The 26,442-nt window shown below is 65.9% G+C and carries 29 protein-coding genes and 1 tRNA gene; 23 read left to right on the top strand and 7 right to left on the bottom strand.

What is annotated here, in order from left to right:
* Positions 1–12: 12 nt before the first annotated feature.
* From mltG to QE395_RS13905, 13 genes are all read left to right on the top strand, one after another.
* Positions 13–1,077 carry an endolytic transglycosylase MltG gene (gene mltG / locus QE395_RS13965; RefSeq protein ID WP_306989663.1) on the top strand — a complete coding sequence of 355 codons (1,065 nt, stop codon included), beginning with the start codon at positions 13–15 and terminating at the stop codon, positions 1,075–1,077.
* Positions 1,074–1,742 carry a dTMP kinase gene (gene tmk / locus QE395_RS13960; RefSeq protein WP_306989660.1) on the top strand — a complete coding sequence of 223 codons (669 nt, stop codon included), beginning with the start codon at positions 1,074–1,076 and terminating at the stop codon, positions 1,740–1,742. The genes mltG and tmk overlap by 4 nt, the downstream gene beginning before the upstream one ends.
* Positions 1,735–2,691: a DNA polymerase III subunit delta' gene (locus tag QE395_RS13955; RefSeq protein WP_306989659.1), complete on the top strand. Its 957-nt coding sequence runs from the start codon at positions 1,735–1,737 to the stop codon at positions 2,689–2,691. The genes tmk and QE395_RS13955 overlap by 8 nt, the downstream gene beginning before the upstream one ends.
* On the top strand, positions 2,688–3,041 hold the full coding sequence (locus QE395_RS13950; protein ID WP_068849648.1) for a PilZ domain-containing protein: 354 nt from the start codon (positions 2,688–2,690) through the stop codon (positions 3,039–3,041). Before QE395_RS13955 ends, QE395_RS13950 begins: the two co-directional genes overlap by 4 nt.
* Before the next feature lie 65 nt (positions 3,042–3,106).
* Positions 3,107–3,181, top strand: a tRNA-Val gene (locus QE395_RS13945).
* 135 nt (positions 3,182–3,316) lie between these two features.
* The gene (locus QE395_RS13940) at positions 3,317–3,634 is read left to right on the top strand and encodes a HigA family addiction module antitoxin (protein WP_306989656.1); all 318 of its coding nucleotides are present in this window, start codon (positions 3,317–3,319) and stop codon (positions 3,632–3,634) included.
* A 146-nt stretch (positions 3,635–3,780) separates the two neighbouring features.
* The gene (locus QE395_RS13935; protein WP_095363689.1) at positions 3,781–4,269 is read left to right on the top strand and encodes a hypothetical protein; all 489 of its coding nucleotides are present in this window, start codon (positions 3,781–3,783) and stop codon (positions 4,267–4,269) included.
* 939 nt (positions 4,270–5,208) lie between these two features.
* Positions 5,209–5,517: a hypothetical protein gene (locus QE395_RS13930; protein WP_095363691.1), complete on the top strand. Its 309-nt coding sequence runs from the start codon at positions 5,209–5,211 to the stop codon at positions 5,515–5,517.
* Positions 5,510–5,863, top strand: a complete 354-nt coding sequence (locus QE395_RS13925; RefSeq protein WP_095363692.1) for a hypothetical protein — start codon at positions 5,510–5,512, stop codon at positions 5,861–5,863. The genes QE395_RS13930 and QE395_RS13925 overlap by 8 nt, the downstream gene beginning before the upstream one ends.
* Positions 5,864–5,997: 134 nt before the next feature.
* Complete coding sequence (locus tag QE395_RS13920) at positions 5,998–6,339, top strand: hypothetical protein (RefSeq protein ID WP_306989654.1); 342 nt, start codon at positions 5,998–6,000, stop codon at positions 6,337–6,339.
* Between the two features lie 68 nt (positions 6,340–6,407).
* A complete protein-coding gene (locus QE395_RS13915; RefSeq protein ID WP_141236245.1) occupies positions 6,408–7,517 on the top strand; it encodes a hypothetical protein in 1,110 nt (369 codons plus the stop codon).
* Positions 7,517–9,484, top strand: a complete 1,968-nt coding sequence (locus tag QE395_RS13910) for a PEP/pyruvate-binding domain-containing protein (protein ID WP_255220492.1) — start codon at positions 7,517–7,519, stop codon at positions 9,482–9,484. The genes QE395_RS13915 and QE395_RS13910 overlap by 1 nt, the downstream gene beginning before the upstream one ends.
* Positions 9,485–9,731: 247 nt before the next feature.
* The gene (locus tag QE395_RS13905) at positions 9,732–10,418 is read left to right on the top strand and encodes a hypothetical protein (RefSeq protein ID WP_306989651.1); all 687 of its coding nucleotides are present in this window, start codon (positions 9,732–9,734) and stop codon (positions 10,416–10,418) included.
* On the opposite strand, the gene QE395_RS13900 is transcribed toward QE395_RS13905, so the two are convergent.
* Positions 10,407–11,288: an AraC family transcriptional regulator gene (locus tag QE395_RS13900; RefSeq protein ID WP_255220493.1), complete on the bottom strand. Its 882-nt coding sequence runs from the start codon at positions 11,286–11,288 to the stop codon at positions 10,407–10,409. The genes QE395_RS13905 and QE395_RS13900 overlap by 12 nt on opposite strands.
* 169 nt (positions 11,289–11,457) lie before the next feature.
* On the opposite strand from QE395_RS13900, the gene QE395_RS13895 reads away from it, so the two are divergent.
* Positions 11,458–12,291, top strand: a complete 834-nt coding sequence (locus QE395_RS13895; RefSeq protein WP_095363696.1) for an oxidoreductase — start codon at positions 11,458–11,460, stop codon at positions 12,289–12,291.
* Between the two features lie 92 nt (positions 12,292–12,383).
* A complete protein-coding gene (locus QE395_RS13890; protein WP_306989647.1) occupies positions 12,384–12,779 on the top strand; it encodes a hypothetical protein in 396 nt (131 codons plus the stop codon).
* Between the two features lie 10 nt (positions 12,780–12,789).
* Here the strand turns inward: QE395_RS13890 and QE395_RS13885 are convergent, their stop codons facing one another.
* Positions 12,790–13,299: a DUF3011 domain-containing protein gene (locus tag QE395_RS13885; protein ID WP_306989645.1), complete on the bottom strand. Its 510-nt coding sequence runs from the start codon at positions 13,297–13,299 to the stop codon at positions 12,790–12,792.
* A gap of 192 nt (positions 13,300–13,491) precedes the next feature.
* Here QE395_RS13885 and QE395_RS13880 point away from each other — a divergent pair, with 192 nt between their 5' ends.
* Positions 13,492–13,725, top strand: coding sequence for a cyclase (locus QE395_RS13880; protein ID WP_068849669.1), 234 nt, complete (start codon positions 13,492–13,494; stop codon positions 13,723–13,725).
* Entirely contained in the window at positions 13,725–14,435 is a 711-nt protein-coding gene (locus QE395_RS13875) for a hypothetical protein (protein WP_306989643.1), read from the top strand. Before QE395_RS13880 ends, QE395_RS13875 begins: the two co-directional genes overlap by 1 nt.
* Before the next feature lie 181 nt (positions 14,436–14,616).
* On the opposite strand, the gene QE395_RS13870 is transcribed toward QE395_RS13875, so the two are convergent.
* The 4 genes from QE395_RS13870 to QE395_RS13855 form a co-directional block, all read right to left on the bottom strand.
* On the bottom strand, positions 14,617–14,964 hold the full coding sequence (locus tag QE395_RS13870) for an RcnB family protein (protein ID WP_093533296.1): 348 nt from the start codon (positions 14,962–14,964) through the stop codon (positions 14,617–14,619).
* Between the two features lie 90 nt (positions 14,965–15,054).
* Positions 15,055–16,284: a VCBS repeat-containing protein gene (locus QE395_RS13865; RefSeq protein WP_306989641.1), complete on the bottom strand. Its 1,230-nt coding sequence runs from the start codon at positions 16,282–16,284 to the stop codon at positions 15,055–15,057.
* A gap of 17 nt (positions 16,285–16,301) precedes the next feature.
* Positions 16,302–17,156: a hypothetical protein gene (locus QE395_RS13860; protein ID WP_306989639.1), complete on the bottom strand. Its 855-nt coding sequence runs from the start codon at positions 17,154–17,156 to the stop codon at positions 16,302–16,304.
* 20 nt (positions 17,157–17,176) lie between these two features.
* Entirely contained in the window at positions 17,177–17,548 is a 372-nt protein-coding gene (locus tag QE395_RS13855) for an H-NS family nucleoid-associated regulatory protein (RefSeq protein WP_306989637.1), read from the bottom strand.
* Between the two features lie 98 nt (positions 17,549–17,646).
* On the opposite strand from QE395_RS13855, the gene QE395_RS13850 reads away from it, so the two are divergent.
* The 5 genes from QE395_RS13850 to QE395_RS13830 all read left to right on the top strand — a co-directional run bounded on the left by QE395_RS13850 (position 17,647) and on the right by QE395_RS13830 (position 23,105).
* Positions 17,647–18,072 carry a hypothetical protein gene (locus QE395_RS13850; RefSeq protein ID WP_306989634.1) on the top strand — a complete coding sequence of 142 codons (426 nt, stop codon included), beginning with the start codon at positions 17,647–17,649 and terminating at the stop codon, positions 18,070–18,072.
* Positions 18,073–18,184: 112 nt separating this feature from the next.
* The gene (locus QE395_RS13845; protein WP_306989632.1) at positions 18,185–18,571 is read left to right on the top strand and encodes a hypothetical protein; all 387 of its coding nucleotides are present in this window, start codon (positions 18,185–18,187) and stop codon (positions 18,569–18,571) included.
* A gap of 109 nt (positions 18,572–18,680) precedes the next feature.
* The gene (locus QE395_RS13840; protein ID WP_306989630.1) at positions 18,681–19,061 is read left to right on the top strand and encodes an AraC family transcriptional regulator; all 381 of its coding nucleotides are present in this window, start codon (positions 18,681–18,683) and stop codon (positions 19,059–19,061) included.
* A gap of 39 nt (positions 19,062–19,100) precedes the next feature.
* Complete coding sequence (locus QE395_RS13835; protein ID WP_306989628.1) at positions 19,101–22,031, top strand: sensor histidine kinase; 2,931 nt, start codon at positions 19,101–19,103, stop codon at positions 22,029–22,031.
* A 231-nt stretch (positions 22,032–22,262) separates the two neighbouring features.
* Positions 22,263–23,105 (top strand): alpha/beta hydrolase, encoded by an 843-nt coding sequence (locus QE395_RS13830; protein WP_237334343.1) that lies wholly within the window; start codon positions 22,263–22,265, stop codon positions 23,103–23,105.
* Here the strand turns inward: QE395_RS13830 and QE395_RS13825 are convergent, their stop codons facing one another.
* Positions 23,106–24,299 (bottom strand): GAF domain-containing sensor histidine kinase, encoded by a 1,194-nt coding sequence (locus QE395_RS13825; RefSeq protein ID WP_306989626.1) that lies wholly within the window; start codon positions 24,297–24,299, stop codon positions 23,106–23,108.
* Positions 24,300–24,457: 158 nt separating this feature from the next.
* On the opposite strand from QE395_RS13825, the gene QE395_RS13820 reads away from it, so the two are divergent.
* Positions 24,458–26,428, top strand: a complete 1,971-nt coding sequence (locus tag QE395_RS13820; protein ID WP_095363707.1) for a hypothetical protein — start codon at positions 24,458–24,460, stop codon at positions 26,426–26,428.
* The last annotated feature ends 14 nt before the right edge of the window (positions 26,429–26,442 follow it).

Below are 26,442 nucleotides of genomic sequence, written 5' to 3'. Positions count from 1 at the left end.
ACCGAGGAATGCATGGCAGGCGTAAAACGAGGTTGTCTAACGGTCCTGACGGTATTGCTGCTGGGCGCACTTCTCTTGGCCGCCGCCGGCGCATGGTTCTGGCACAGCCAGAGCGGCTTCGCCGACACCGCCATCAGCCCCGACCAGCCCAGCGTCGTCATCGCCCCGGGCGATGGCCTGCAGACCGTCGTGCGCAAACTGCGCGACGCCGGCGTGGATGAAGGCAACGACACCCAGTGGCAGCTGCTCGCGCGCCAGCTGGACGCCGCCGGCAAGCTCAAGGTCGGCGAGTACGCGCTGGACGCCAGGCTCACCCCGCGCGAACTGCTCACCCGCATGCGCCAGGGCCGCACCCTGCAGCACCGCGTCACCATCGTGGAAGGCTGGAACATCCGCCAGCTGCGCGCCGCGCTCAAGCGCGCCGATCCGCTCATCCACAAAACCGACGAACTGGACGATGCCGCGCTGATGAAGGCGCTCGGCTTCCCCGGCCAGCACCCGGAAGGCCGCTTCCTGCCCGAGACCTACGTCTACCAGCGCGGCGATACCGACCTGGACGTGCTCAAGCGCGCCCACGCTGCCATGGAAAAGGAACTGGCCGCCGCCTGGGAAAGCCGCGCCGACGACCTGCCGCTGAATTCCCCGTATGAGCTGCTGATCCTGGCGTCCATCATCGAAAAGGAAACCGCGCTGCCCAGCGAGCGCCCGCAGATTGCCGGCGTGTTCGTGCGCCGCCTGAAGATGGGCATGCGCCTGCAGACCGACCCCACCGTGATCTACGGCATCGGCAGCAGCTACGACGGCAACATCCGCAAGCGTGACCTCACCACCGATACGCCGTACAACACCTACACCCGCGCCGGGCTGACCCCCACGCCGATCGCCATGCCGGGCCGCGACGCCCTGCAGGCCGCCGCACGCCCGGCCCCGGGCGATGCGCTGTACTTCGTGGCCGTCGGCGATGGCAGCGGCGCGCACGTGTTCTCGGCCAACTACACCGACCACAACGCCGCCGTGGCGCGTTACCTGCAGCAGCTCCGCCAGCAGCGCGCCCAGCCGCAGGCGGCACCGCAATGAGCCCCGCACTGCGCCGCCACCCGCGGTTCATCAGCTTGGAAGGCGGCGAGGGCGCGGGCAAGACCACCGCGCTCAACGCCATCCGCGCTGCCCTGCAGGCGCAGGGCGGTGAGGTGGTGCTCACCCGCGAACCCGGCGGCACCCCGCTGGCCGAGCGCATCCGCGCACTGGTGCTGACTCCCGATCCGGAAATCGCCGCCGAGCCGCTCAGCGCCGAAGCCGAGCTGCTGCTGGTGTTCGCCGCCCGTGCCCAGCACGTGCGCCAGGTGATCGAACCGGCCCTGCGCCGGGGCTGCTACGTGCTCAGCGACCGCTTCACCGATTCCAGCTACGCCTACCAGGGCGGCGGCCGTGGCCTGGAGCCGGCGTGGATCGCCGAGCTCGAACGCCGCGCGGTGGGCCTGCTGCCCGGCCTGACCCTGCTGCTGGATGTGGACGTGGCCGTGGGCCGCGCCCGCGCCAACGGCCGCGACCTGTGGCCGGACCGCATCGAAAGCGAGCAGGACGATTTCTTCCAGCGCGTGCGCGCGGTGTTCCGCGAGCGCGCCACCCAGGACCCCACGCGGTTCCGACTGATCGACGCCAGCCAGGACCAGGCCGGCGTGGCCGCCCAGGTGGTGGATGCCATCAACGCATACCTCACCAAGGAGGGCGGCAATGGCTGAGTTTTCCCCCTGGCAGCAGCGCGCCTATGACCAGACCATCGCCGCGCTCGACGCTGGCCGGCTGGGCCATGGCCTGCTGATCTGCGGCCCGGCCGGGCTGGGCAAGCGCGAGGTGGCGCTGCGCATGGCCACCCACGTGCTGACCCGGGGCGAGCCGGCCGCCGCCCAGCGCGCCGCCCAGCTGATCGCCGCCGGCACCCACCCGGACCTGCAGCTGGTGTCGTTCATTCCGAACAAATCCGGCGACAAGCTGCGCACCGAGATCGTGATCGAACAGGTGCGCGAGATCTCCCAGAAGCTCTCGCTCACCCCGCAGTACGGCATCGCCCAGGTGGTGGTGGTGGACCCGGCCGACGCCATCAATCGTGCCGCCTGCAACGCCCTGCTCAAGACCCTGGAAGAGCCGCAGCCCGGCCGCTACCTGTGGCTGATCAGCAGCGACCCGGCGCGCCTGCCGGCCACCGTGCGCAGCCGCTGCCAGCGCCTGGAATTCAAACTGCCGCCGCGTGAGGAAAGCCTGGCCTGGCTGCAGGCCCAGGGCCACAGCGAAGCCAGCGCCCGCGAAGCGCTGGATGCGGCCCGGGGCCACCCCGGGCTGGCCGACGACTGGCTGCGCAACGACGGCCTGGCCCTGCGCCGGCAGGTCGCCAGCGACCTTGAGGCGCTGGTGGCCGGGCGCTCCGGCGCGGTGGAGCTGGCGCAGCGCTGGACTGCCGATGACCACGCCGCGCTGCGCCTGCGCCACGCCGCCGATCTGGCGTTGGCCCAGGCCACCGGGGGCGGCTTGACCGATCCCGAGCGATTGCACAAGCTGGGCGCCTGGTTCGACGCCGCCAACCGTACCCGCGATCTGTTGCGCACCACCGTGCGCGCCGACCTGGCGGTGGTGGAATTGTTGTTGGCCTGGAACAAGGTCAACGAGCGGCACGCAAAGGGGAATAGAGCATGAGCGCCACCAACGCCCGCCAGGGCATCCTGTCGCTGGCCGTCAAGGACAAAGCGTCGCTGTACAGCGCGTACATGCCGTTCGTGAAGAACGGCGGCATCTTCGTACCCACGCCCAAGCGCTACTTCCTGGGCGATGAGGTATTCCTGCTGCTGACCCTGCCGGACTCCAGCGAGCGCCTGCCGGTGGCCGGCAAGGTGGTCTGGGTGACCCCGGCCGGCGCCCAGGGCAACCGCGCGGCGGGCATCGGCGTGCAGCTGGCCGACGGCCAGGAAGGCGAGAACGTGCGCAACAAGATCGAGACTGCGCTGGCCGGCACCCTGAACTCGGACAAGCCCACGCATACGATGTGAAGAAATTTACGCAAACCCGTTGACGCGAAATTTTGCCGCCCTATAATGAGCGGCTCAGCAGCATCGGGCGGTTAGCTCAGCGGTAGAGCATTGCCTTCACACGGCAAGGGTCGCAGGTTCGAACCCTGCACCGCCCACCATGATTCAGTCAAAAAAGCCTCCGGAAACGGGGGCTTTTTTGTTGTGGTCGTGACCGCGTTCTCAACCGTTTTCCTTGGTGTGTATCGTGTATCGGTATACGATACGTGCGTGTAGCCAAAACGATATCCGTACAGATGAAAAACACGAACGCGAAGAGCGCTGCACACGTGCTTCCGCCGGTCCATCCTGGTGAAATCCTGGCCGAGGAATTTCTCTCTCCCTTGGGCATGTCTGCGCGGGCTTTGGCTGCGGCAATCGATGTCACTCCAGCCCGCATCTCGGACATCATCGCCGGTCGTCGTGGGGTTACCGCCGACACTGCGTTGCGCCTTGCGCGCTATTTCGGCACGACTCCCGAGTTGTGGCTGAACCTGCAGATGAACTATGACCTCGAAGTCGCCAGCCGCGATCTGGCCCAGTTGATCGCACGCATTCGACCACGCGCGAGCTGACCGAACAGTAGATCGCCAAGGCGTGCAGTTCGCGTCACGTGTGTAGATGGAACTGATGGATTTCCAAGTATCAGCAGGAACAAACGATTTCCCGTCGTCGCCATTGTGAGTCAGTGTGATGCATCGGTCTTCGAAGCAGGAATTGCATGGATATGCTCTCAGGTTCGGAAGATGCCTATAAGGCCCTGGTAGATAACGCTCCCGAGGGCTGGCTGCTAGGTCTGTTGGCTTTCGCTGTCCTTGAGCAGGAGCGGATCGAGTGGATGCGTCACGTCGAAACCAGATCGGGATGTCTTCCTACCAGCGAGCAGGTCTGCAATTGGTACGAGCAGCAGCCTGTTTCGGCGTTGAATCGGGCGCGTAGCACTGCGGAAGGCGTGTTGAACGGCTACTCCGAGGACGTTTCGCGCTCCATCGACGAAAGCTATAGAGCATCGATACGTGACGGGGTCGTTGTTGCCGAGATCCGGTCAAGCAACAGATTCTGGCCGAAGTTTGTTGCCAATGTGGCGGCCGGCGTTGTTGGAGCGGCCATTTTTTCAGTTCTTCTTGTATTGATCGTGCTCGTTGCGGTGCGCGATCCTTCACCTGTTGGACTGATCAAACATGCTCAGGAGGTGCAAAGTGAAAGATGAAATAACTTCTCGTCAGGTGGCAATGGCAGTCTCCAAGGTGCTGCACGATCCGGAGAACAGTAAGAAGGCGAGAGTGGCTGCGGGTTTGTACTTGTCTCAGCCCCGGTATTGCTACCCGACGTTCTCGGCGGCCAAGACTGCGGCATACCGAATACTCAGGGATCCAGCCAGGAGCAAGGCATCCACGATCGCGGCCGGGCTTGATTTGACGAGTCGTCCGAAGCGGTAGTTTCCGACACACTCTCTGTAGAGTGCTTGATGTTCTTCTTGTTAGGTGATGTGCAGTTCTCATGCGGAAGTGTGAAATGAATTCGCTGATTGATGAGTAAGTAAGGTCACTTGCGTCATCAATTAGGTTTCGTCAACCAAGATCGCCAGATCAAGAGATACAAACGATTTCCCAGCATCCGCATCATCCTGCATGGTGTTGCGCAGAGCCTAGGAACTCTAAACAAGCAGAATGTTGGACGTCCCTTTGTCGGGAGGGTGGCTAATACAACACCCTCGGGGAAATACGCCCGCCGTTTCTTCTGCTTAACGGTTCCTAGCCTCCCGACGCTCTTGTCATCGCGACGAGAGCCACACGTGCCGGAGGTCCAACATGTTTAGATCGCGGGCTGTTACGCCCTACGAGGACGAACTGCGCCCCAAGCGCAAAGCCTTTTCCCGCCCGCCAAGCACTTACAGGATGTGTGGGCATTGGTACGAACTGCCTGGCGGGATGGGGCGCTACGAACGCGTTCCTTGTCTCAAGCTGACTGGCCGCTGGTTGCGGGATGTCGGCTTCGAGGTCGGTGCCAGGGTGGCGGTTGAGGTGAAGGAGGGCTCCATCACCCTCACCGTGATCGAAACGCCGCCGCCGGTGGCTCCGAAGGTTCCCCGCCAAGTGCAGCGGGAGCTGGCCCACGCAGGGAGGTTGTCATGAGCAGGCGTGTACTCATGCGGGCGAAGATGGAAGACACCTTGCGCGCCAACTTCCAGGCTGCGGCGGCGCGCAATTTCCTGCCTGCAGCCACGGTGCTGCGGCAACTGATGCAGGCGTACGTGGCGGTGCAGGGCGCGCCTGCCGATTCCGTGGCAAGACGTCCTGGCAACGCTGTGCCGGTTGCTGCCGAGGCGGTGGCGAGGCTGACGCGGCCGCTGCACATGCAGCGCGACGAGCGGGATGTCGAAGCGCTGTTCCAGCGGCAGTGCCAATGGAAAGACAGCGTCTTTGGTGGCGTGTCGGGAGGAAACACCCATGGCTGAGCACGAGCGTCAGAAACGGTACGTATCGCCGGCGCGAAGGGAGGCACTGCGCATCTGCGCCGGCATGCTGGTCAGGTTGGTGGATGTGGTGGAAGGCTGCCACCGGCTCACCTTACTGCGGCGCGCGGCAGGCGTTGACGAATGGGACAGGGACTTCGCCGTGTTCGCTCAGATGTCAGAAGAGTTCGACCGCCTGGGCGCCTGGGAAGGGCGCAGGTACTGGTCGGAAGAAGAGCTGGCCAAGGCGGTGCCGGATGGCAGGGAGATAGCCGCTCGGGCACGGGCCATGACGGAACGAGGGTGCCATTCGGTGGTGCGGCGGGTGGTTGCTGAGGCGGAGGGCTGAAAGACCGGGGTGGGAGGCCCACAGAACGGGTGGCGGCTATGATTGCGGAGGAGCTGGCGCCAACGCGATGGTGACTGCCGGGTGGCGGAGCAATGGATAGGGCTGAGACCAGGAATGCACCGATGACTGATCACATGAGTCACGAAGATTACGTGCTCCAGGTGCGCGGGGAAGCGGTGAGAACCTGCGCCGGCATTCTGGATGGGTCGGTCGGCGTGCTGGAAGGGTGCCATCAGCTCTCGTCGTTGCGATGGGAAGTGGAGGTGGACGAGCGGGATTCCGACTTTGTCACCTTCTCGATGATCTCCAGCGAGATCGAAGGGCTGCCGATCGGCAATGATCGGCAGCGCTGGTCGAAGGCGGCGTTGGCCGAGCTGGAGCCTGACGTCCAAGCGGCCGTGGCGTGGGCAATGCCCACTGCGAGGCGGGCCTGTCAGTCGGTGATAGAGAGGTTCGCAACCAAGCCGAGCGCCTGAACCCCGCGCCCGCGCACCACGCACCGGCTGGCCGTAGAATCCGGTTTCCAACGGTGAAGGATCACGGCATGAAGCTCAGGGGCGTGGGACGCGGCAGGGTGTGCATCGCGGTGGCGGGGCTGGTGCTGTTGGCCGGGTGCACCGACATGAATCTGTCCGAGCCGGGCGTGAAAGCGCCTGATGCAGCGGCTGCGCCCCAGGCTCACGCCGAGGCGGCGGCGCCGCCAGAAGCCGCCCCGGTGGCCGCTGTTGCCCAGCCGGGCAACGAGGCCACCAAGCCCTTCGCCTTCGACGCCCCGGCTACCGCCGACACTCCACCCGCCGCCTGCCGGTTCGAAGGCCTTGCGCTGCCGGCCAACACCAAGGTGTTGGCTGCCGGGGCTTACTCCGGGAAGGAGAGCGACTTCCAGATCGACCAGAGCGGCCACCCGGCGACCACCATCCAAGTGGCAGTGCATGAGCCCGATGCGCCGGTGGCGTTGTTGCTGGGCGCCTACGAGCCGACCGTGTGGACCGTTGGCTGGACCCGTGGCACCCGTATCGCCGCCGTGCTGGTCACCGGTTACCACCGGCAGCAGCTGACCGGCCTGCCGGCGGGCGTGCCGGTGCTGGTGAGTACCTATGACAACCGTGGCCCATGTGGGTATGCCTACGTGAGCGAAGAGGGCGCGGCCAAGCTCAACCCGATGGCGCGCGAGGCCTTCGGCCGACCCGTGGATGTGGCCTACATGGCGCGCGATGGCCGCGCGGTGGTCGGCAAGCTGCCGCCGGGTGCAGCGCTGGTGACCGATGCTGCTGCCGCGCCGGTGGAGGCGTTCCGGTTGAAGGATGCGCCGCTCGCAGGCCAGGCCGGCCTCGACGCCGCGATGCGCGATGGCACCCTGCGCGCAACCGCGCCCGCCGACGTGCGTGCCTGGAATGCCGCGCGCCAGCGCAGCGAGGGCGCGCCGGATATTCCCCGCATTGAAGGTGCCAGCGTTTCGCGCGGCACAGAAGTGCCGTACCGCAGCTACACCGTGCTCAAGGCGTTTGCCATTCCCGCCGGCCTGCACGGCGCGCATTCGGCCACGTTCTTCGTCGCTGCGGGTGTGCCGGCACCCACGGGTGACCCCGGCCACTCGCAGGTGCGGTTCATCGAAACCGGCAGCTGCATGGGGCCGACCTGCGGAATGCGCTGATGACCTTGCAGACGCGTGTGATGGCGTGGGTGGCGACGCTCGCGCTGGTGTTGGGTGCTGTCGCGCCCGTGCTGGCGCAGACAGCACGCAAGCCTTCCCCCTACGAGTACCGCCCGGGCGGTGACGCTGCGGCGCAGCCAGCGGTGGGGCCGGACTACCTGTCGCGGATCGATGGCCGCGAGCAGTTCATGCAGCTTGCCCGTGTCTACAACGCGGGCACCGCGCTGGAAATGCCGCACCTGATCTTCGTGGTCGACCGGCAGAATGGGGCGCGCGTGTACTACATCAACACGCCGCGCTTCGAGCTGCACGAGAACTTCGTGCGCCGCCAGGGGCTGGTGCGTTCGCTGGACAAGGCCACGCTCAATGCGCAGTACCGTGATCCGCAGCGGCGCTTCCTGTTCGGTACCGTGAGCTGGCAGAAGGACCTGCCGGGGTACACATACGAGTTCTGGGAGGGCGACAAGCTCACCGCCGCCCTGCTGCGGCAGACCGACGAGGTGGTGCGCGCATCGTTCCGTGATCCGATCCGCTTCAAGACCAACTCCACCCAGCATGAGCAGCTGGCCAGCAGCATGAAGCTGCCGTTTGTCAGCCAGGAGGCCTTGCTGCGTGAGCAGCGTTTCCTGCCGCTGAACACGGGAAAGGCTGAGGGCAGGTTGCGCATCGTGCGCACCGAGGCGCAGCTGCGCACGCTGTCGCCGCGCGATATTCCGGTGCTGGACGAGGTGCCGATCGCGCTGGCCCCGGTGGCCGGGCTGGTCACGCAGCGGCCGTCCACGCTGTTGTCGCACGTGAACCTGCTGGCGAAGGGGTGGGGCATCCCCAACGTGTACGTGCGCGACGCCCAGAACGCGTTGCGCCAGTACGACGGACGCTGGGTGGCGCTGGAGGTCAGCAACAACGACTACCGGGTCACGCCGCTGGCACGCCCGGCACGCACGCCGTCTGCAGCGGCTGCACGCGCCACGGTGCGCAACCTGCCGCGTCCGGACCTGGCGGTGGTCGCGCTTAAGCCGTTGGCCGCGCTGCGTGCACGCGACAGCAGCCACTGCGGGGTGAAGGCGGCCAACCTGGGCACGCTGAAGGCGGCGCTGCCACCGCTGGCGCGCGTGCCCGATGGCTTCTGCATTCCCTTCGCGCATTACCAGGCGACCACGCAGCGGCTGGACATTCCTCAGCACCTGCAGGCGCTGCAGCGCCGCCCCGGGTTCAACACCGACCCGAACGTCCGCCGCGAGGCGCTGGCCGCGCTGCGTGCTGAGATCGTCAATGCCGCGCCGGACCCTGCCTTCATTCGTGCCCTGGATGCACAGTGGCAGGGCCAGTTGAAGGCCGGCGGAGTGTTCGTACGCAGCTCGTCCAACTCGGAGGATCTGCCGGGTTTCAGTGGGGCAGGGCTGTACACCACGGTGCCCAACGTGACCCGCGCCGATGCCGTGGCCAAGGCCGTACAGACGGTGTGGGCCTCGGTCTACAACTTCGAGGCCTACGAAGCGCGCACCGCCGCGGGCCTGCAGCAGGATGCGGTGGCCATGGCGGTGCTGGTGCAGTTGGCGGCGCCCTCGGACAGTTCCGGGGTGATGATCACCCGCGATCCGTTTGATCGCGCCCACCAGCACACGACCTACATTTCGGCCAAGCGCGGGCTGGGCGTCCGCGTGGTCGAGGGCAAGCGCCAGGCCGAACAGGTGATGTATTCGGACTGGTCCAAGGCGGTGCAGGTGCTGAGCCGGTCGGCCGAGGATACCCAGCTGGTGGCCAAGGCCGGTGGCGGCGTGCGCGAAGTGCCCATCACCGGCTCACGCCAGGTGCTTACCGATGCGCTGATCGCGCGCCTGGCCAAGGTGGGCAAGGCCACCAAGCAGGCACTGGGCGGGGTGGATCAAGATATCGAGTGGGCAGTGGTGGGCGATGAGATCGTGATGCTGCAGTCGCGGCCGTATGTGGATGGCGCTGCGCGATAGCGCATCTGATCAGTCAACCTGTCGCCAGACGGAGATAGGCACGCTGCCATCCGCGCGTTGCGGAGCGCTGTCGCTGCCGAATCTCAGGACGCGACGCTGGTGGAAGCGAGGCGGGCGCTGGAGAAAATTGTGAGACAGGGCAAGTCCAACGAGGGTCATTCGGCCTATGGTTGGAGTTGTCCGCACGCATCCGGGAAAAGCTCTGCGAACATGGATCTGCTCTCCCAAGCAATTGAAAGGAGTACCGATGCGGTACGTAACCCTATCCCTGTCGTTGATTGCGGCCCTGACCGGCCCCGCCCTCCTTACTCCTTACGCCTATGCGCGGACAGACGACGCCGGGCTCAAGGGGTACGCTGAAGAGATGAACTTATCGATCGATCAAGCGAAACCGCGAACCATCAATCAAGATGACGCAATGATGCTGAGTCGGCGCCTTCAGAAAGAGCTCCCCGATTCCTTCGCCGGAATGTGGATGGAGCACTATCCGACCTTCAAGGTCGTCGTCCGATTCACCGGCGATGCTCGGGCTCAACTTGCCCGCTACACAAAGGATCCTCGTTACGTTGCCCAGTCGGCACCGCGATCACTTCAGTTCCTGCTGGCAACGCAACAGGAGATGGCGGCCCAACTGGCAGCTGCAGGAATCAAGTTTGAAGGTGGTACGGATATCAAGACCTCGGAACTGACTCTACGTGTTTACGATGCAAGCGCTGCCAGAAAGGCACTTGCCAAGTTGTTGTCTGTCGTCGATTTCATACGGATTGAAGAAGTCAAAGGCGTCGACCCATCGAAAGACTTCATCCAAACAACCGACATCTCGGGTGGCCACCGCCTTGATGGGTACAACGGGACGCACTTCGCTGTGCAGCCTTACATTGGCCTTCCAAGAAAACGGCGGATGGCCTCCAGGCGCTCTCCGTCAGTGGGATGAAACATAGCTTGCGCCGGGCCATGCCTGCGGAATGGCGAAGCTCTCGCGCATGCGCTGTGCTTCCTTTGCAGGTGTCAGCCCGAACAGCCGCTTGAACTCGCGGCTGAACTGCGAGGTGCTTTCGAAACCTACCGCATGGCAGGCTGCAGCAGCCGTCATGCCCTCGCGCACCATGAGCAGGCGTGCCTGATGAAGGCGCGTTGATTTCAGGTACTGCATGGGCGAGGTGCAGGTCACCGCCTTGAAGTGACTGTGGAACGAGGGTGTGCTCATGCCGGCGATCTCGGCCAATCGTGCGACATCCAGCGGTTGGTCGTAGTCCGAGTGGATGCGTTCAAGCGCCTTGGCAATCTTTCCGAACCTTCCCTGTTGGGAGAGTGCCGCGCGCAGCACGGCCCCTTGCGGGCCGGTGAGCACGCGGTAGTACAGCTCACGGAGCAGCTGGGAGCCGAACAGGATCGATTCCACGGGATCGGCAAGCGCGCGGAGCAGACGCTCCAAGGTGAGCTGCATGTCGTCATCCAATGGGCTGGACATCATGCTCTGCGGTTGTGCCACGTCTGAGCTGATTCCGTGGCGCTCAATCTCCAGCATCAGCTCGGCCGCAAGCGGAAAATCCAGGTGCAGGTACAGCGCCAGCAGCGGGGATTCCGCCGACGCATCCGTTTCCATGGTGAACGGCACCGGCACGGACACGGCCAGGTACTGGTTGGCGTCATACACGTACGTGCGTTGACCGAAGTAGCCGCGCTTGCAGCCCTGGCAGACGATCACGATGCCCGGGTCGTACAGCACCGGGGTTCGCGAAAGCGGGCGGTCGGAGCGGAGCACGCGCACGCTTGGCAGCGCGGTCAGGTTGTAGCCCTCCACCGGTGCCAACGCGAGCACAAGCGGTGCCAGCGGCAGGGGGCTGGCCGGTGCGGAGTGGGAGATGGCGTTGGTGGGTGTCATAGGATTAGGCAATAAACGGAGTGAATTACGCCTTAGCGGGACCGGGTGGTGGAACTATTGTGCACCCCATCCCCTGATGGAGCACCCCATGACGCACCCCAAGCGAATTCTGATTACCGGTGTGAGCAGCGGCTTCGGCCTTGCGCTCGCCCGCGAAGCCCTGGCCGCTGGCCACGAGGTGGTTGGCACGCTGCGCCAGGCCGACGGCATCGCGGCGTTCGAGGCGCTGGCGCCCGGGCGCGCCCATGCACGCCTGCTGGACGTTACCGACGATCAGGCCATCGGCGCGGTCGTCGGCGCGGTGGAGGCGGAACTGGGGCCGATCGATGTGCTGGTCAACAATGCCGGCTATGGCCATGAAGGCGTAATGGAGGAATCGCCACTGGCGGAGATGCGCCGGCAGTTCGACGTCAACGTGTTCGGCGCCGTGGCGATGATGCGGGCCGTACTGCCCGGAATGCGCTCCCGCCGCGCGGGGCGGATCCTCAACATCACCTCGATGGGCGGCATCATCACCATGCCGGGCATTGCCTATTACTGTGGAAGCAAGTTCGCGCTGGAGGGCATCAGCGAAGCGGTGGGCAAGGAAGTCCGTGACCTGGGAATCCATGTGACGGCGGTGGCGCCGGGCTCCTTCCGGACCGACTGGGCAGGCCGCTCGATGGTGCGTTCACCGCGCACCCTGAGCGACTATGACGCGGTGTTCGACCCGATCCGCCAGCGTCGGCAGGAGGTCAGTGGAAAGCAGCTCGGCGACCCACGGAAGGCCGCGCAGGCCATGTTGGCCCTGATGGACAGCGAAGCGCCCCCCGCGCACCTGCTGCTTGGCAGCGATGCCCTGGCCCTGGTTCGCGAGAAGCACATGACTGCCTTGGATGACCTCGTGCGCTGGGAGAGCGTTACCCGCTCCACCGATGGCTGAACGAGGGGCAGTTGCATCGCGGGTGGCGAGCAGACTTCGGCCTGTGCTTTCATTGGAATCGCATGTTGCCGCATGTATCCAGAGAGACATCCATGCCGTCTGATACCAGAAGGATTCCCGGCGCAGCGCTGCTGCTGGTTTCCGTGGTCTACGCGCTCACCATTGTGTGGGGCGTTGAGTGGGTGCTCGATTCACTGCGCTCACGCACGTTTGGCATGGGGCCAGAGCTGCAGCCACGCTGGGTGCGCACGGCTCTGGCCCTGGCACCGTTCGCTCTGTTCTCGCTGTGGGTAGGTATCCGCCGCCCACCTCGCGTGCGCCGAGGCTTCATCGCCGGGCTGCTGGTTTCGCTTGCGCTGTGGGGCTGGTACTACGCCGATGGATGGATGAACACCGGCGGCGGCGCCAACATCGGGCTGGGCATCATCATGATGCTCTCGCCACTGCCGGTGTTCGTGGTCATCCTGCTGTCCGCCCGCAAAGCGTGAGGTTCGCGGGTCACCGCAGCTGGCAGATGCCGTTGGCGCCCTTGCGGCCGGTGTAAGACACCGACAGCGACCCATCCGGGCTTTTGCTCAGCGAGATGACCGTACCCGTGGCGGCGTCCTTGGCTTCGTAGTAGTTGTCATTGGACTTTTTCAGCGTGGCCTCCTTGCCGTTTACGTACACCGGGCCGCCCTGGTCGCCATGGACATCCAGGCCGCCGGGGCAGGTGGCGTTGAACAACGGCAGCCCCCCGCTGGCGGCGGGAGCTGCGGCCGCGCTATCGGATGCATTCGAGAAGACGGCACGGCAGCCCTGTTCGACCCACACGGCATGCTTGCTCAAGCCCCAGGTCACCCCTTCGGTGCAGGGCGATTTGCTCAGCTGCCGCTTGACCTGCACATCCCCCTGGGTGTCCATCGGGCACTCGGTTCGACCGCGGCCCTTGGATTCACAGGTGACGTCGGCGGCCCATGCAGGCGCAGCGACCAACAGCGACAGACCCAGAACGATGCATGTACGCATGGTTGATTCCTGAAGTGTTTTGCGCCCTGCCAGAGGCGGTGCAGGCGCAGGAAACGTACCGCCGGGATCGTTGTGCAGTGGTGAAGTCGAAGTGACCTGCGTGCGAGTGCGGGCGGCAATTCGACGGTCGCCCTGGCCGGGGTGTCGTGCGAGAATCCGGCAGACCTCGGCCGCATGGATCGGAAGGCTTGAATGGAAAAGCGTGTCTGCTTTGATTTCGAAATCGAGTTCAGCAACGGTGGTGGTATCCAGGGCCAGGAGTTCCGGCTGGATATCGAAGGCGACGACATCAGTGATGACGCGCTTGCTGACTACATCGTTCGCGACATGCGGCTGCTGATGGTCGGCACGGTGCGCATTCTCAACAAGCGGATCATCGAAGAGCCGCACAAGCGCCCACTGGATGCGCTTGACGGAGCGGAATGATGGCGTGGCACGGCATCGGGCCGAACCTGCGGCGGGCATTCGTTCTCGCGGCGATTGCGCTGGGTTCGGCCTGTGGTGGCAAGCAGGACCAGCGGGTTGAAGAGGGCAATCCGGCTCCAGCGGCCAATGCACGGAGCAGCGCTGAACCCTCCAGAGCGCCGGGTGGGATGCCGCGCAGTGCTCCGGTGCTGGGTAACGATGTGCCCGACGTTGAGGCAAGCGCTTACATGGAGGCCAACGGCGTTTCCCTTGAAGTTGCCAGGGAGCGGCTGCTGATCGAGTCAGAGCTTATGCCACATGTCCAGGACCTACGGGAGCGATATCGAGAGAGGATGGCCTTCATTTCGATCGAGTCAACGCCCTACCAGCACCTGGTGGTAGGTTTGAAGGGGCCTGCAACGGAGCCTGTCCAGCTCATCAGAGTACGCGGGACCGATGTGAGGGTTGAGTTCGAGCAAGGCTACCCCTACACGGCGCAGGAATTCAGCGACATCATGAGCAAGGCAAGCGCCAGGGCTCTAGAGTTTTTTCCGGATGTGACCGGCCTGAGTGGTCGTCCGGAACTTGGCTTGATCGAAGTCATGGTGAGTGGGACAGACGAGCAGCGCTACCTGACCGCGAAAGCTGAACTTGAAGCGGTGGCCGGTATTGAGATCAAGATTCTGTTGGGTAGGTCCCCGCCGAGAGATCTGATTGATATTCCGCATTGATCGACTCAAGGAGTGAGCAGCAGCGTGAAACCGAATACTGGAATGCCGGCCTTCCTGGGTCGAATGGGTGCGTTGCTTCTTTCGCTATTCGTTGGCCCGCCGCCTGCAGCCGCGAATGCCGTGTTTCAAGATGTCCTGAAGGTGCCGCGCGTGGGCGGCAACCTGTAGGACGGGCGCCGCGTCAGCGGCGCAGGGCGTCGATGATCACGCCGGTGGCGATCTCAACGAGCAGGTACTCGGTGTCGGACTGCCGCACCCAGCGATGGCCGCGGCCCGGTTCGCGCAGATCGTAACGCGAGTAGTCGTCAACCCAGTAACGGCGGTCCACCTCCGACCAGCTGAGCCGGTCGCCGCGGTGCCAGGCCTTCTTCTGCCATCCCGGCGGCGGTGCGTGGCGCTTGTCCGGGCCGCCGGCATGCGGGGGCGGGCCGTTGCCGCGTGCATGGTGGGGCGGATCGGCCCAGGCAGGGGCTGCGGCCAACGCGGCAACGGTAAGTGCGGCAATGCCAATCAGACGTGCGGCTTTCATATCAACCTCCCGTTCCAGCCGCAGCGAGCGGCGGCGTGGTCCGGAATATAGAGCAGGTTCTGTGAAGAAAGCCGTGGGAATGTGGGGGGCTTATGGGCGGCTGAGCAGCAGCCGCGCCTGCGACTGCCAGCCACCGATGAACAGGTCCTGCTTGCCATCGCCATCCAGATCGCCACGGGCCATGCTCCAGCTGCGGCCCACGGTGGCGGCTGGAATCACCGAAGCGGTGACGTCGCTGAAATTGCCCTTCCCATCGTTCTGCCACGCACGTACTTGGAGCGGCACGAAACCGGGCACGTCGATGGCGCTGACCACCAGGTCGGGATGACCATCGTGGTTGAAGTCCACCACGGTGCCGCCCCAGCTTGAGAAGCGGTGGGTGGGCAGGTGGGTACGGGTCTCATCCTTGAAGCGCGCGTTGCCCTGGTTGATCAGCAACCGCGTCTGCGGGTCCTTGTCCCAGTCCCGGTTGTTGCTGGTGAGGTTGAAGAACACCAGGTCCAGCCGGCCATCGCCGTTGGCATCCAGGGCATGCACTTCGCGGGTCTCCGTGGGTACCTGTTTGCCCAGCCGGTCGGTGGCATCGGTGAAGCGTCCGCCGCCATCGTTCAACAGCAGCCGGTTGATCGGATCCTGGCTGGCAATGGCCATGTCCAGGTCGCCATCGCCATCCAGATCGGCCAGCACGATGCCCTGCGCCTGCACGTCGATGGCCGGCAGGTGGGAGGTGCTGGCATCGATGAACCACCCGGGGCGTGCGCGGTCATTGAGCCACAAGAAGGGCTGCGCCACGCCCTCCTTTCCCTCGGTGGTGTTGCCCACCACGATGTCCGGCAGGCCGTCGCCGTTCACATCGCCGACCGCCACTGCGTTGGCCTGACTGGTCGCGGGCAGGCGTTCGCTTACCCGGGTGAACCCACCCTTGCCGTCGCCCAGGAACAGGTTGTGCTGCTCGGTATCTTCGGCCACGAACACCACATCCAGGTGGCCGTCGCCATTGAAGTCGGCCACGCGTACATGCTCGTTGTCGCCCGCGATGGAACCGAACGCACCGGGCGTATGGCTGAGCTTGCCGGTGCCATCGTTGAGGTACAGCCGGTTGGCGCCGTTCTCCACCGCCACCGCGACATCCAGGTCGCCGTCACCGTCGGCATCCAGCAGCGCCGCATCCAAGGCGTGCAGCTCGGCATCGGCCGGCACATGGGTGGCGGTGACGTCGGTGAACAGCGTGGTGGCCGGTGGCGTTGGCGCCGCACAGGCGGTGATCGAGGCGCAGGACAGGGCCGTGAACAGCAGGGATGACGGGGTCGGTCGGCGCATGCTGTTCGTTCTCCAGTTCATTCAACCAGGGCCAGTTGCCGCTTGAAGCCTGGCCATAGTGCAAGCTTGTGGGTGACGTTGGTGATGCTCCGGCGCGGGTCGGTGGGGTGTGGCCGGGATGACGTGCTGCTTCGGCCCTGGCGCCACAGCCCGAACATCACGATCTCCGCGCCCACCGGGAAGGACTTCAGCCAGGCGGCGTCGGCATGCCCGACGGTGACTTCGTAGAAATCACGGCGATCTGCCACGCCGGTGTGCTGGTACTTCGGCGCGCAGTTGAGGAACAGCGAATCCGGCTGCGGCGAGCGGTGCGACCTGACCGTGCCGACCAGCGCCATCGGCAGGTCGGTAGTCCCGGTGCCAATACGCTCCCAAGCCTGGTCGTAGCGTTCCTGGTCGTAGAAGAAATTTTCCCAGTCCACGCGTTTCTTGCCCAGGCGCAGGGTGACCTGCGAGGCCACGAGGTCGTCGCTTTCACACATCACGCGCAGCACCAGCAGGTCGGCAAGGGTGCCCAGACAGCCGTCGAGGGTGTGCTGCTCGATGCCGCCGCGCTTCAGCGCCTGCTGCAGCAACAGCAGGCGCAGCTCGTGCCGGCCGTCGTCCAGCGCAGGCAGGAACTCAGGATCCGAACCGGCGGCCAGAATGGCCTGCAAGCGGCCGGGGGCGTTGTACCGGCAGCCCGGCTGGTGCTCGGCGCCCTTGGCCAGGGCGATATAGGAAGGGTCCGCCGCCACAAACCTGACCGGGGCGCCGCACCCTTCACTGTCGCAAAGCAGGGTAGGCAGGGACTGCTGCGTATCGTGGCGCTTCTGCAGGCCCTCGATGCGATGCAGGGTGCCGTGCGTTCCCACGGCCCTGCGCATCTTCATGTCACCGCTCATCTTCGCGTTCAGCCCGGATAGGCCGGGAAGCGCTCATCGGGGTGGTGCTTCTTCCACTCGGTATGGGCCACGGTGCCCTCCCAGGCGAGGAAGGTGTTCGGCACGCGCCCGCGACCGGACCAGGTTTCCTGGGTATGCGGCAGCCAGTAACGCGGCGGCAGTTCCTTGCGTTCTGCCTTGGCGGGTTTGGCCCGCTTGGCCGGGTTGGCCGGGTTGGCGGCTCCCTCGCTGCCCAGCAGGGCGCGCAGCCGGCGCTGCTGTTCCGGGCTGAAATCGTCGAAGCTGGTGGTCAGCAGCAGGGTGACGCGCTCATACGCCTCCTTGGTAGCTGCCCGCAGCAGGGCCTGCGGGGAGAGGGATGCGGATGGCTTGCGGGGCATATGATTCCAGAAAGGAGGGTTGTCGGCGGGCAAGATAACAAATGCCGGTGTGATCAACCCGCTTCGGCGCCCCGCCATCCATTCAAGGAAGGAATATCGTGAGACTTGTCACGCTGTTGATGCTCTGTTTGATGGTGGCGGGCTGCAGCCTGGTGATCGATAGTGCCTACGACACCCTGGAGGAGGCGGACGAGGCCGAGATGATCGGGAAGGGATGGGTTCCCGCATGGGTTCCCCGCGATGCGACGAATCTACGTGAGGTGCACGACCTCGATTCGAATACGAGCCAGCTTTCGTTCTTCATGCCGCCGGGCACCGGGTTGAATCTCCCGCCGGATTGCCGACCGGTGGCCCATGCGCAGACGGCGCCCGCCGCTTTCAACCGCTTGTGGTGGCCCGGCGATCGCGTGCTCGCACGCTCTTACCGGTTCCTGCAATGCGATACCGAATACGACAAGGCGGTATTCATTGCCACCAACAAGGACGGCGACCGCGTTCTCTACTGGCGGACCTACGCGCGCTGAGCGTGATCCGGGGCCACCCGCGGGGGAGGGGCGTATTACTCTTTCGAGGCATGCGCGCCGGCGCCGATGGGTCCCCAATGGCGTCAGCCAGATCGACGCTGGAGGCGCCCCGGTGCAGCTGTTGTACGCAACCTTTCCCGACCGCACGCCCGGCGTGGGCCTGCTGTTGTTTCGCCTGGTGCTGTCGTTGATGCTGGTAGGCCCGTGGGGCCTGCGCGGGGCGCTGCCACCTCCCGACCTGATCGCGTGGGCGTGGCTCGCCGCCGCCCTGATCGCGTTCGGCGGGCTGCTTCCGTTGGGGATAGGAGTGGCGCTGGTCCTGGCCGGGGTGGATGCCGCGCTGGACGGCTGGCCGTTGGCCGGACTGCTGCTGGCGCTGCTGTTACTGGGTCCGGGCGCGTATTCGGTGGATGCGGTGCTGTTCGGTCGACGGGTGCTGGAGCGGCCGGCGTCGCGGCGCGGCAGCGACGACAGCAAGGGCACTCACCCTAAAGAGTAGTCGTGCGCCCAGCCAATCGGGGCTTGGGCGGGGCGCGCTGCAGGCACAGCATGCACGGGTGGATTTCGCGAGGTCCGAGCCAATGCATGCCAACCATCCGGCATCTGCCGTGGAACCCGTGCCGGGCGCACCTTCGCGCGCGGTGGGGCGGGCGGTCGACTACATCGAGGCCAACCTGTCCGAACCCCTGCAGCTCAGCGCCATTGCCGGGGCGGCGTGCATGAGCCGTTTCCACTTTGCCCGTACGTTCCGCGAGCAGACCGGGCTGAGCCCGATGGAATACCTGCGCATGCGGCGCATCGAGCGCGCCCGGCACCTGCTGCGTACCGAGGGGCAGCGCGTCTGCCAGGTTGCCAGTGCGCTGGGTTTCTACGACCAGAGCCACTTCGTGCGCTGGTTCCGCCGCAGCCTGGGCTGCACGCCCACGGCCTACGCGCGCGCTGCCGTCCCGTCGGGGTGCCAGCCGTGCGACGGTGCGCCTTGCCGGTAGGTGTTTTTGTATGATGGCCCCGACGCGCAGGGGCTGACCATGACGATCACATTCCGGGCCATCGCCTGCGCGTGCCTGCTGCTGCTGGGCGGCCATGCTGCGGCGTTGGACCCCGCGCGGGCGGTGGGGCAGTTCCACCACACCGCGTGGACGGTCAACCAGGGCGCACCGGGGCAGGTGACCGCGCTGGCGCAGACGGCGGATGGCTATCTCTGGCTGGGTACGGAGATAGGCCTGTACCGCTTCGATGGCGTGCGCTTCACGCGCTTCGTGCCGCCCGGCGATGACGCGTTTCCCGCGACCAGTGTGTCGACCCTGTACGCCGCCCATGATGGCGGGTTGTGGGTGGGCTTCCGCTATGGCGGGGTGAGCCGGGCCGAGCGCACGGGCCTGCGCCACTACGGTTCAGCGGCGGGGCTGCCGACCAGCACCGTGTTCCGTTTCGCCGAAGACGGCGAGGGCCGCTTGTGGGCCGCCACCTTTACCGGCCCGCTCTTCCTGCAGGGCCAGCGCTGGGTACGGCCCACGCAGGCGATGGGCTACCCGGGACGACAGGCGCGGACGTTGTTCACCGATCGCGAGGGCACGCTGTGGATCGCCACCGAGGCCGGCATGGTGGTGTTGAGGCGCGGGGCAAGCGCATTCGAACGGGTGCCGGCGCGCGTGGGCCGGGTAAGCCAGATTGCCCAGGCGCCGGACGGAGCCATCTGGGTGGCCGAAGCGGACGGCGGTGTGCGCCCGCTGTCCGGCCAGGGCGATGCCGTGGAATCGGCCGGGCTGCTGTTCGACCGCGACGGCGTGCTGTGGGCGACCACGCTGGGGACCGGGCTGGTTCGCCGCTCACCGCAACGCAACCAGGCGGAGGTGGAACGCTTCCGCCGGGTGGACGGGCTCAGCTCCGATTACGCGCAGCCGTTGCTGGAGGATCGCGAGGGCAATGTATGGGTGGGCGGCAGTCGCGGGCTGGATCGCTTCCGCCATGCCAACCTGGTGCAGGTGCCGATGCCGGAAGGTGCGCAGGAGTTCGCCATGGTCGCGGACGGCAACGCGCTGCTGGTGGGCACCCGCAACCACCCGTTGCAGCGCGTGGACATGGCCACACGCCAGACGCTGGCGCTGCCGGCGGGAATCACCGCCATGCACCGCGATGCCGCCGGCACCACGTGGTTGGCCGGGCCGGACGGGGTGTGGCGCCGTGACGGCGAGCGCTTCTCGAAGGTTTCCGGGCTTCCGGTGGCGACGCGCTCGGGCGTGCAGGCCATCGCGACCACCCCGGACGGCGCGCTGTGGGTGTCCTTGAACACGCCGGGTGTGTACCGGTTCAAGGACGGGCAGTGGGCACACTTCCAGGACCGGCCTGGATTACCCACGGGTGGTTCGCCCCTGGTGATGCAGACCGATGCCAGCGGGCGGCTGTGGCTGGGCTTTGCCCGCAACGCGGTGGCAGTGCTCGACCACGGGGTGTTCTCCACGCCATGGACGGGCGAACCGCTGGACGTGGGCAACGTCACGGCGTTGTTCGAGGACGCGCAGGGCATGTGGATGGGCGGCGAGCGCGGCTTGGCGCGGGTGGCCGAAGGCCGGTTGCACAACGTGCTGCCGGCGGTGCGCGAAGACCTGCGTGGCATCAGCGGCATCGTGGCCGATGCTGCAGGCGGCCTGTGGTTCAACGGTGCACGTGGCGTGGTGCACGTGCGCGACGGCGACATCGCCGGCCTGTTCAACGCGCAGGGCACCCCGCGTTACGAGCGCTTCGACGCGCTGGATGCGTTGCCCGGCATCGCCGCCCAGTTCCGGCCACTGCCCACCGCTGCGCGGACCCAGGATGGGCGGCTGTGGTTTTCCACGACCAGCGGCCTGGTGTCGATGGATCCGGCGCAGATCGTGCGCAACCCCGTAGCACCGCCGGTGGAGATCCTGTCGGTGGCGGTGGATGGGGCCGACGTGCCGATCAATGCAGGCGCCGTGGAGCTGCCGGCAGGAACGAAGAACCTGCGCATCCGCTTCACCGCACTGAGTCTTTCAATTCCCGAGCGGGTCCGCTTCCGTTATCAGCTGGAGGGCTTCGATCCGCAATGGTTCGAGGCCTCGACCGCGCGCTCGGCGTTCTACAACGCGCCTGCCTCGGGGCAGTATGTGTTCCGGGTAGCGGCCAGCAACAACGATGGGGTCTGGAACGAGCAGGGCGCCCGCCTGGTGGTCAACGTCGCACCGCATTACTGGGAAACCGCCTGGTTCCGCGTGCTGTGCGTGATCGCGGGTGCGGCCCTGCTGTGGCTGCTGTACCTGGGCCGGCTGCGGCAGCTGGCGGCACGCATCCGTACACGCCTGGATGAGCGTCACCGCGAGCGCGAGCGGATCGCACGCGAGCTGCACGACACCCTGCTGCAGAGCACGCAGGGACTGATCCTGCGGTTGCATGCGTCCAGCCGCAAGCTGCCGCCCACCGATCCGGTCCGCGCGGAGCTGGAAGCGGCGATGACCATGGCCGAGCAGGTGGCGGCCGATGGCCGTGAGCGCGTGCGCGGCCTGCGTGGCGATGTGGAACGTGCGCGCGATCTTGGCGCTGCGCTGATGGGCGTGGCGGAGGAGGCGCATGGCCTTGAGACCCCGGCCGTTCGCCTGGTGGTGGAAGGCACGCCGCGCGCCATGCAGACCTGCGCGGCCGAAGAGGCGTACATGATCGGCCGCGAAGCCCTGCTCAATGCATTCCGTCATTCGCGCGCCGCGCAGGTGCAGATCCTGGTCAGCTATGGGCGCCAGGGTTTCCACCTGCGCATCAGCGACGATGGGATTGGAATGCCCCACGGGGCCGAGGCGGTCGCCGGGCATTGGGGCCTGGAAGGCATGCGCGAGCGCGCTGCGCGCGCCGGTGGCACCTTGACGATCCTGAGCGGACGCTCCGGGCGCGGAACGGAGATCGACCTGCAGATACCGGCGTCCTTCGCGTGGGAACCCCGGCGCCGGTAGTCCCGGCATCGGCATGAAGAGCAACGGCGTACAAGCGTGAACCTGCCGGTATCTGGCTCCATGTGAGGTGCCGCCCCTGCGCAGGATTCACCGATGCCCCCCAACGTGTTGGAAACGCTGATGCTCACCCGCCGCCAGGCACTCCAGGCCGGTGCCTCGGCGCTGGCCGTCATGGCGCTGCCGGGTTTTGCGATGGCGCGCACCCCTTCCCCCGCTCCGGAGAACACTTTCATGTCCGAGAATTTCGTCACCACCAAAGACGGCGTCCGCATCTTCTACAAGGACTGGGGCCCGCGCGATGCGCAGCCCATCGTCTTCCACCACGGTTGGCCGCTGTCGTCGGACGACTGGGACACCCAGATGCTGTACTTCCTGCAGAAGGGCTACCGCGTGATCGCCCATGACCGCCGTGGCCACGGCCGCTCGGCACAGGTCAGCGACGGGCATGACATGGACCACTACGCAGCCGATGCCTCCGCTGTGTTCGAGCACCTGGACCTGCGCAATGCCGTACATATCGGCCATTCCACCGGGGGTGGCGAAGTGGCGCGCTACGTGGCCAGGCATGGCCAGCCACAGGGGCGCGTTGCCAAGGCGGTGCTGGTCAGCGCCGTGCCGCCGCTGATGCTGAAGACGGCGGCCAACCCCGGTGGCCTGCCGATCGAAGTGTTCGACGGCATCCGTGCCGGTGTTGCGGCCAACCGTGCGCAGCTGTTCGTGGACTTCCCGACCGGCCCGTTCTATGGCTTCAACCGCCCCGGCGCGACCATCTCGCAGGGCGTGATCCAGAACTGGTGGCGCCAGGGCATGATGGGCAGCGCCAAGGCCCACTACGAAGGCATCAAGGCCTTCTCCGAAACCGACCAGACCGAAGACCTGAAGGCGATCACCGTGCCCACGCTGGTCATGCACGGCGATGACGACCAGGTGGTGCCGATCGCGGACGCAGCGCTGCTGTCGGTGAAGCTGGTCAAGAACGGCACCCTGAAGGTCTACAAGGGCTACCCGCACGGCATGCTGACCACGCACGCCGACGTGATCAATCCGGACCTGCTGGCCTTCATCAAATCCTGATCAGGCGCTGCCACCCGGCATCCGGAACGTAAACGCTGTACCGGTGGCCTCATCCGAGGCCACCACCAGGGTGCCCCCATGCGACCGCGCAATCTCCGCGGCGATGTAGAGCCCCAGCCCCAGGCCAGGCCGCGGCAGCTCCGCCTGCTCGCGCGAGAACGGCCTGAAAATGGTCGCCAGTCGCTCGGCGGGAATATGCCCGCCGTTGCGCACGGTCAATACCAGTCCGCTTGAAGCGGCCTGTACCTCCAGCGCGATCGGCGCAGCGGCATCGCCATGCTGCACGGCATTGGTCAGCAGGTTGGCCAGCAATTGGCCCAGGCGGTTGGAATCGCACACCACCGCTCCATTGATCTCCATCCGCACCGCGATATCCGAACGCCCGGTAGCGTTCGCCACCTCGTCCACCACGTGCTGCAGGTCGGCCGCCAAGCCGTCGGCGCTGCGCAATGCCACGGGAATGCCGCCACCCAGGCGGCCACGCGCGAAGTCGAGCACATCGCTTACCAACCCCTCCATGCGATTCACGCTGGCCGTGATGTGGTCGAACATGCGCTGCTGGTAATCCGTATGCGGCGCAGCTTCGAGTGTTTCGGTCACGATGCTGATCGACTGCAGCGGATTGCGAAGGTCGTGGCCCAGTACTGCGATGAACTGGTCGCGCAGCTCAGCCACCTGCTGCGCATCGGAAAGCGCCACTGACGCCAGTTCAAGGCGTTCTTCGGTATCGAGGTAATTGCCGACCAGCTCGGCCAGCAGTTCCATCGAGCGCTGGATATGCAGCTCATCGAACGTGGCAGGCGCCGAATCGATCGCACACAGGGTGCCGAAGAAGCTGCCATCCGGACGGTGGATCGGCACCGAGGCGTAGCTCTCCAGCCCATAGATGCGCGGGGTATGGTGGGTGGAGTAGACCGGGTGCAGGCTCGCATGGGCGAACACCACCGGCTTGGGCGACTGCCGGATCTCATCGCAGATGGTGGTCTCCAGCACCAGCTGGCCGCCCGCCACCAGGCCGAAGCCCAGGGTGTCGTGGGTGGCGCACGCCGTCCAGGTGGTATCGGTCACCCGGGCAATGGCCGTGAACCGGCAGCCGGTGATGTGGGCCACCGTTTCCAGGATGCGTGGCACGGCCGCGATGCGGCCGATCTCGGCGATATCGCGGAGCAGGGCGGGATCGGACAGTTGGCGCATGGGGTTCAAGCAGGTCTTCAGGCCAGTAATGGTCACACGAATCGTGCCGTGTTGGGATCCATCCAGAGCCGCACACCGCGCGACCAGGGGAGATGCTTAACGGTTCAGCCGCCGCAGGATTGGTGCAGAATGGCCTGCGCCCAGCCCATGGAGGAACGATGTTCAAGCGTTTGATGCAGAGCCTGACCGGCAAGCCCGCCAGCGCCAAACCACCGCTAGCCGTGTCCCAGCCTGCAGCGCCTCCGGCGGAGGCAGCGCAAGCCCAGCTCATCACCGTGTACGACGCCCACGGCCGGGAACTGCAGGTCACCCGGGCCGACTGGCGCGACAACATGCTGTTGCCCCAGATCAAGGCGATGTGGGACCAGCCCAACGAGCTTTACCAACTCATCCTCAATGCGCTGGACGACGGGTTCGCCGCCGAGGTTGATCCTGCGTCCCAGCGGATGCTGGAGATCGACCCCATCGTGGAACGGGCGCACGTCATCCGCGCGATCGTGCTGATGCAGCAGGAACGCTTCGAGCAGGCCGGGCAGGTGCTGCGCGATGCAATCGGCAGGATCGGTGAGACCGCAACGCTCCTTGCCAACCTCGCGAAGGTGCAGGCAGGCCGTGGCGACGAGCATCAGGCTGATGCAACGTTGTGGAAGGCGCTGCAACTGGACCCGAACCAGGACAACGGCCTGGGCTGGTGGCTTGCACGGCAGCGCGAGCGCGGTGGTGAGCCCGCCTACCGGGCAGCACTGGAACAGGCAGCGGCCCTGCCGGGCAGCTGGCGCGCCAGCCTCTATCTGGGGCGGGAAAGCCTTGCGAAGCAGGATGTCCCGGCAGCGCTGGACCAGTTCCGCAGCGTTCTCGCCCAGGCAGCGCACAGCACCGATGTGTTGCTGGTCATTTCAGGCGACCTCGGCAATGCCGGCAGGATCGTCGAACTGGTGGACCTCATCGGTCCGTCCTACGACCCGGAAACGCATGGGCCGCAGGTCGGGATGAACCTGGTCCAGGCCTATCTCCATCTTGATCGCCTGGACGAGGGCGAGGCGCTGCTGCATCGCCTGTACGCGCTCAACATTCCGCCGTTCAAGCAGCATCTGGATGCAATGGCCAGCCAGTACGAGGCGCGCCGGGAAGCGGGTGCATCATCGCGGCCGATCGACACGGAAGAACTGCAGATCGCGAACATGCCGTTCGAACTTCCGATCTGGCGTTACGGCCTGCGCGAGCCGCAGTGGCTGTTTGCGAACAAGCCCGACAGTGCGCGCAAGGTGACGTTCCTGATGCTGGGCAAGGTCATGAGCGGCGAAGAGCGCGCGGAACAACAACGGGAAGATGAACTGGGGCGCCTGAGTCGCGCCATTCCGCTGTACCTGGCGGAAAGCGCCTACGAGTGGACATCCCTGCACGCCCACTGCCTGGCCGCAGTGGTCAGGGGTGGCGGGCCGGTGCTGTTCGGTGCGCAGGACGAGGCCGGCGAACGCGAAACCGCGGCGGGGTTCGCGTCCAGTACGGATCTGCTGGTACTCGGTTCCATTGGTGAGGCAGGGAACTGCTGGACGGTCGATCTAGGCATCTGGGATACCGCCCGCGTGGCATTGATCGGGCGCGAAGCGGTGTCGTCGGACAGGGCAGGGTTGGAGGCCGCGATACTGGAGCTGGAAGGCAGGGTGCTTGCACGCCTGGGCGGCGTACAGAGCGCGCCGCACGATGCGATCTACACGCGGCCCACGGCGGAACAGATGCAGCCGTATCTGGGCGCGCTGGCGCAGTCACTGACGCTGTCCCTGGTCGCCAACGAGGTCACGCGGAAGCAGGATCTGTGGGGCGAGCGCAACCTGATCGAATGGCCGCTGCGGATGGCACTGCAGTGGCCGGAGCAGGAAGTGTTCAAGGCCCTGTATCTGTCCGGTATCAGCCACGCGGCGCGCTACGGCTCCGAGCTGCTCGGCGAGTTCGAGGGGCGTTCGTTCGCCCTGCTGCACGAGATGGGGCTGGCGAAATCGCCCCTGGTCGACCTTGGACCGCTGCTGCTGCATGCCTTTGGCCGGGCCGACGGGCTGGCAGCGGTGCGAAGGGACACCGCCGATGCCCATCGCCTTGCATGGATTGAACGGGTTGTCGGAGTTGGCTAGATTGGCGGCTCGAC

This window comes from Stenotrophomonas sp. SORGH_AS_0282 (genome assembly GCF_030818125.1).
GTDB classification, from domain to species: Bacteria; Pseudomonadota; Gammaproteobacteria; order Xanthomonadales; family Xanthomonadaceae; genus Stenotrophomonas; species Stenotrophomonas rhizophila_A.
This window is presented reverse-complemented; position numbering and strand designations above follow the sequence as displayed.